Origin of the sequence: Chitinilyticum piscinae (assembly GCF_015223195.1) — a bacterium.
Taxonomy (GTDB): domain Bacteria; phylum Pseudomonadota; class Gammaproteobacteria; order Burkholderiales; family Chitinibacteraceae; genus Chitinilyticum; species Chitinilyticum piscinae.
On sequence record NZ_JADFUA010000021.1, the window covers coordinates 1 to 5,706 of the forward strand.

Annotated in this window: 7 protein-coding genes, 1 tRNA gene and 2 pseudogenes; 8 read left to right on the top strand and 2 right to left on the bottom strand. The window is 59.0% G+C overall.

Annotated elements, in window-relative coordinates; all coding sequences use genetic code 11:
- Nucleotides 1-165: helix-turn-helix domain-containing protein (locus INR99_RS17965; protein ID WP_373308316.1), on the bottom strand; the 165-nt coding region annotated here is incomplete at its 3' end.
- A 326-nt stretch (nucleotides 166-491) separates the two neighbouring features.
- Between INR99_RS17965 and dusA the strand changes: the two genes are divergently transcribed.
- From dusA to INR99_RS17630, 8 genes and pseudogenes are all read left to right on the top strand, one after another.
- Nucleotides 492-1,487: a tRNA dihydrouridine(20/20a) synthase DusA gene (gene dusA, locus INR99_RS17150; RefSeq protein WP_228098426.1), complete on the top strand. Its 996-nt coding sequence runs from the start codon at nucleotides 492-494 to the stop codon at nucleotides 1,485-1,487.
- Complete coding sequence (locus INR99_RS17155) at nucleotides 1,484-2,131, top strand: retropepsin-like aspartic protease family protein (RefSeq protein WP_194117558.1); 648 nt, start codon at nucleotides 1,484-1,486, stop codon at nucleotides 2,129-2,131. The genes dusA and INR99_RS17155 overlap by 4 nt, the downstream gene beginning before the upstream one ends.
- Nucleotides 2,128-2,724, top strand: coding sequence for an RdgB/HAM1 family non-canonical purine NTP pyrophosphatase (rdgB, locus tag INR99_RS17160; RefSeq protein WP_228098427.1), 597 nt, complete (start codon nucleotides 2,128-2,130; stop codon nucleotides 2,722-2,724). Before INR99_RS17155 ends, rdgB begins: the two co-directional genes overlap by 4 nt.
- A complete protein-coding gene (locus INR99_RS17165; RefSeq protein ID WP_194117560.1) occupies nucleotides 2,721-2,951 on the top strand; it encodes a hypothetical protein in 231 nt (76 codons plus the stop codon). Before rdgB ends, INR99_RS17165 begins: the two co-directional genes overlap by 4 nt.
- 209 nt (nucleotides 2,952-3,160) lie before the next feature.
- On the top strand, nucleotides 3,161-3,574 hold the full coding sequence (rnk, locus tag INR99_RS17170) for a nucleoside diphosphate kinase regulator (RefSeq protein ID WP_194117561.1): 414 nt from the start codon (nucleotides 3,161-3,163) through the stop codon (nucleotides 3,572-3,574).
- A gap of 74 nt (nucleotides 3,575-3,648) precedes the next feature.
- Complete coding sequence (hemW, locus tag INR99_RS17175; RefSeq protein ID WP_194117562.1) at nucleotides 3,649-4,845, top strand: radical SAM family heme chaperone HemW; 1,197 nt, start codon at nucleotides 3,649-3,651, stop codon at nucleotides 4,843-4,845.
- 103 nt (nucleotides 4,846-4,948) lie between these two features.
- Nucleotides 4,949-5,024, top strand: a tRNA-Thr gene (locus INR99_RS17180).
- A 166-nt stretch (nucleotides 5,025-5,190) separates the two neighbouring features.
- Nucleotides 5,191-5,466, top strand: a pseudogene (locus tag INR99_RS17630) (IS481 family transposase); the annotation flags it as partial.
- A gap of 25 nt (nucleotides 5,467-5,491) precedes the next feature.
- Here the strand turns inward: INR99_RS17630 and INR99_RS17185 are convergent.
- Nucleotides 5,492-5,706: pseudogene (locus INR99_RS17185) on the bottom strand (hypothetical protein); the annotation flags it as partial.

The window sequence follows — 5,706 nt, forward strand, 5'->3', positions numbered from 1 at the left end:
TGATTCATCGTGCACCGAGCTGCGTCGGCGCCATTTGGCAATGGTGGGCTTGCTGACACCATAGCGGCGTGCCAGTTCGGCATCGGTGATGGCGGCCGGCGCGGCCTGGATTTCGGCACGAACAGCCAGAGTGGTACGGGCGCGCCCGTGCAGACGGAGATTCATTGGCCTGACCTGGATATCGACGTGGAGAGCGTACCCAAAGCCGAACGTGCCAGATAGAGTCGCCAACTGCGGAGAGGTAAATTATGATCCGAGACCAGATGCCTACATCCGCACGCATGAGGGATGGCTGTACTTGGCAGTGGTGCTGGATTTTTTCTCTCGGCAGGTGATTGGTTGGTCGATGCAATCACGGATCGACAGGGAACTGGTCTTAAGAGTGCCTCGAGAAGTTGGTGCGATTCATTTCTTGTCGCCCAGCGCAAGGCAAGCACTTCGCACTTATGCCACAATCGGGTTCTGGCTATTGCAAAGTAAATCGTTACCGCATGACCGAATCCGCCATGACGCCCAACCGCCGCCGCTTCTGCGTCGCGCCGATGCTCGACTGGACCGACCGTTTTTACCGTCGCTTCGCCCGCGAGCTGTCCCGACATGCTTTCCTTTACACGGAAATGGTCAACACCGGCGCAATCCTGCATGGCGACCAACAGCGGCATTTACGCTTCGATGATGTTGAACACCCGCTAGCGTTACAACTAGGCGGCTCCCACCCGGGGGATCTGGCGCGCTGCGCGAAAATTGCCGAGGGGTGGGGCTATGACGAGGTTAACCTGAACGTTGGCTGCCCGTCCGAACGGGTGCAATCAGGTTCGTTCGGCGCCTGCCTGATGCTGGAACCGGATCTGGTCGCTGATTGCGTACGCGCGATGCGCGATGCCTGCCAGATCGATGTCACAATCAAGCATCGCATCGGCATTGATCAGGTCGAGAACTATGCATTTGTTCGTGATTTCATCGCCAGGATCGCTGAAGCCGGCTGCGAGACCTTCATTGTTCATGCCCGCAACGCCATTTTGAAGGGTCTCTCGCCCAAGGAAAACCGGGAGATCCCGCCACTCAAATACCATTACGTGCATCAGCTGAAGCAGGATTTCCCGCAACTGGAGATCATCATCAATGGCGGCCTGACCACGCACGAACTATGTAGCGAACAGCTGCAGCATGTTGACGGGGTGATGGTCGGGCGCGAGGCGTACCACAACCCGTGGTTCCTGAGTGAAGTGGACACCCGTTACTATGGTGAAGGTGCAGCACCTGCCAACCGTCATGATGTAATGCTGGCCATGCGCGAATTCATCGAAGCCGAACTGAGCGATGGCTTGCCACTGCGCCTGATCGCCCGACATGTCCTGGGGCTGTTTCACGGTGTACGCGGCGGGCGGCAGTGGCGACGGATGTTGTCCGATGCCACACTACTGAAAAACGCCGGCTGGCAGCTGATCGAAGCAGCGCTGGCCGAAATCGACCGGGAGTTGCCATGAAACGTTTTCTGCTCTGCACCACCCTGCTGCTCGTCGCCATGTCGGCGACAGCCGCGGAAGTCACCCTGATTGCCGTTATGGGCAACAAGGCCATTTTCAGCATCAACGGCCAGCGAAAGACAATGGCTGTCGGCCAAAGTGCAGACGGGATTCGGGTATCCAGCATCAGCAGCGACTCGGCAGTGGTCGTGATTGACGGCAAGAGCAGTACTTTACAACTTGGCCGTGGCTACGTTTCCAGCACCGCCGAGAAAGACTCAGGTATTGGCAGTAACTCACTTACGCTAAGCCAGGACGAGTCAGGTCATTTTGCTTCGGAGATCACCATCAATGGTCGTACCTTGCGCGGCATGATCGACACCGGAGCCAGCCTACTGGTATTGAGCACCGCACAGGCCACCCAGATGGGGTTATCCAGTGCAGGAGGTCAAGCGGCCACCGCTCAGACAGCAGGAGGTAAAGTCAAAGCCAGTGTCATCCGCATCCCGCAGATACGCATCGGTAACATCACCCTGTACGATGTTCAGGCCGCCATCAATGAGAGCAACGACCCCCCCTATCCGCTGATCGGCATGTCCGTACTGAACCGTTTTACCACCAAACAGGAAAACGGCCTGATGATTCTGACCAAGAAACCTTACTGATGCACAAGATCGTTCTCGCCAGCAACAATGCAGGCAAAGTGAAGGAATTCAACCGTCTGCTTGAGCCGCTGGGCTGGATTGTCATCCCGCAGGGTGAGCTGGGGGTAAGCGAAGCCGAGGAGCCACACGGCACCTTTATCGAAAATGCCCTTGCCAAGGCCCGCCACGCAGCGCTGGCCACCGGCTTGCCGGCGCTGGCCGATGACTCCGGAATTTGCGTGCATGCCCTTGGCGGCAAACCCGGGGTCTTGTCGGCGCGCTTTGCCGGTGAGCCCAAATCAGATGCAGGCAACAATCAAAAGCTGATCGCCGAGCTGGCCGGCCAGCCTGATCGTCGCGCTTACTACTATGCCGCGCTGGTGCTGGTTCGCCATGCCGATGACCCCCAGCCACTGATCGCTGACGGCATCTGCGCTGGCGAAATCGTTGACGAGCCACGGGGCGATGGTGGCTTTGGCTATGACCCGCATTTCTGGCTGCCCGCGTTTGGTAAAACCGTTGCCGAGATCAGTACCGAGGACAAATCCGCCATTTCGCACCGTGGCAAGGCCATCCGGGCACTCGTCGCCAAGCTGCAGGAGGCGGGACTATGAGTGCCTGTGGCAATGAAGCTCGCTATGCGATCTGGACCCGTGCGGATGGCTCCGTGGTGTCCTGCACCGAAAAGGTCAAAGTGATGAACGAGAATCTGGATGAGCTGAGCCAGATGCTGCAGGATGCCTTTGAAGATGGCCTGCTGATGGAGGTCACCCCGGAACAAATGAAAGATGTGCTGCACAAGCTGGTCGATGGTCTGTATGACCCATGGGATGCCCGCTGAGCGATCACGCAGAGCATATACATAACCCCCTATCCTGCTGCAGAGCTTGCAGATAAAGTCTTGGGAGGGCTGATACATGCGCTCATCAAAGGCAAATAGGAACTCCACGCTGTGTGAACCTGGATAGTAAACGCATGTCCAATCCGAACACGTGCAGGGCGGCAGAGTATGCCGCCCTGTTTGTTTGGTTCCCGAATCCGGAGTTCGCGATGACTACTCTGCCGCCGATTACCGTGTCCAGCCTGGACAGCGCCCGTCTGCATGCCCTGCTGGAGCTCCTGCCTGCCAGCGCCTTTGCCGAAGCCGAGGCACTCGAAACAGAGCTTGCCCGTGCGGCCGTACTCGAGCCGCAGGACATGCCGCCGGATGTTGTGACCATGCGCTCGACCGCGCGCTTTGTAATGCAACCGGGCGGCAAGGAATTCGAGCTGACCCTGTGCTACCCCGACGAACTGGATGGCAGTCCGGGCAAAGTTTCGGTAACAGCCCCCGTGGGCAGCGCGCTGCTGGGCCTTTCAGTTGGCCAGAGCATTTCCTGGCCTGCACCCGGAGGGAGGCAGGTGACCGTCCGCCTCCAGGAAGTCACTTGGCAACCGGAGCGTGCAGGCTTCCTGCGCCTGTAACCGGCAAACGGCCCGCCACATGGCGGGCCCGTTTTTTTGCGATAATGCGCGGCTGTCACTCCCCACCGTCTGCCATGCACACCATTCCGCTCTCCAGCATACGCCGTAGCCAACCCGCAGGCAGCCTGCAGCTCACTGCACTGCCGCCACTGGCGCTGTACATTCACTTTCCCTGGTGCGTCAAAAAGTGCCCCTATTGCGATTTCAACTCGCATGCACAGAAAGATGGCCTGCCCGAGTCCGAATACATCGACGCGCTTCTGCTTGACCTGGAATCCTGTCTACCACTGATTTGGGGGCGGCCGGTCGTTTCTATCTTCATGGGCGGCGGCACGCCCAGCCTGTTTTCCGCATCCGCCATCAACACCCTGCTCGAAGGCATCCGCGCCCGCGTCAAGCTGCTTCCGGACGCCGAAATCACGCTGGAGGCCAACCCCGGCACGTTCGAGGCCGAGAAATTCGCCGGCTACCGTGCCGCAGGCGTCAACCGGCTGTCCATCGGCATCCAAAGCTTTGACGATACCAAGCTCAAGGCACTGGGCCGCATCCACGGCCGCGAGGAGGCGCTGGCCGCCATTGCCATCGCCAAACAGCATTTCGACAACTTCAACCTCGACATCATGTACGCGCTGCCCGAGCAGACGCTGGACGAAGCGCTGGCCGACATCGACACGGCGCTTGCCTGCGGGCCGACGCACCTGTCGGCCTACCATCTTACGCTGGAACCCAACACGCTGTTCCACCGCTACCCGCCGGCGCTGCCCGACGATGACCTTGCCGCCGACATGCAGGACGCCATCGAAGCCAGACTCGCCGCCGCCGGCTTCGAGCATTACGAAACCAGCGCGTTTGCCCGTCCGGGGCGGAGAGCCTTTCACAATCTGAATTACTGGACCTTCGGCGACTACCTCGGCATCGGCGCTGGCGCGCACGCCAAGATCAGCTTCCCCGACAGGATCGTCCGTCAGCTGCGCTACAAGCAACCCGGGGAGTATCTGGCGCAAAGCCAGTCTGGCTCGACGCTGCATAATGAAGAGGTGGTGGGTATCGAGCACCTGCCCTTTGAATTCATGCTCAATGCGCTGCGGCTTACCGGCGGCTTCGACCTCGCGATTTTCGAAGAACGCACCGGCCAGCCGCTCGCCAGCGTGCTGCCCGAAATCGAGCGCGGCATCCGGGACGGCCTGCTCGAGCGCAACGGCAACTGGCTCGCGCCGACACCAACAGGCAGACGCTTTCTGAACACCCTGCTGGAGCGCTTTCTGAAATAGCTTACCGATCAGCGAATTATGCATTTTCCTAGAAAAAAAGCTGACCAAACCCGCACAAATACTTGCATGTCCATAGGGGCACTGGTATAGTTCGCACCTCTTCGCCGGTGTAGCTCAGTTGGTAGAGCACCTGACTTGTAATCAGGGGGTCGCGAGTTCGATTCCTGCCGCCGGCACCAAACAAATCAAGGGGTTACAGGTTTGGATCTGTAACCCCTTGATGCTTTTTACGCTATCTTGATGTTGAACGTATACACCAATGTATACGCAAGCTCCCGCTAGCCCGGTATCCTGGCCTCCCATAGCGCGGCGATTTGCTCCGCTGCGACCTCTAATTCCAGTAGCGATCAATCACACACCGCGCATCATCTGCAAACCACACTGACACCCGCCCAAGAGTGCGTCGTCGTCGAACTCAGCAAGCTGCAGCATCTGGCCCTGGATGACTTGTTGGTTGTCGTGCGCGAAGTCCTTAATCCCTCGGTCTCGCGAGCCGGCCTTGGCCGTTGCCTGGCCCGCCATGGCGTCAGTCGTCTGCGGGGCCTTGAGCCACCGGCATGCCTGGACAAGGGGAAGCCGTTCAAAGCTTATGAACCCGGGTTTGTGCATGTGGATGTGAAGTAGTCGGCCCTGAACAATTCGATTTTCACATGGCCCCTATCGCAAACTGCGGCTGACGGGCTCCGCTGCCAATCAACCGCCGGTAACACACCAGCCAGATCAAGGCGTAAAGTAGCCGCAGCTTCTTCAGAATCAGCCGCAGGTTGTGACCACAACCACACAACAGGGCGTGAAAGGCATCGCCTTCCGCGCCTTTTAGCCAGTTCCGCCGTAGTCGCCCGTCGTTCTTCATGTGCCCGA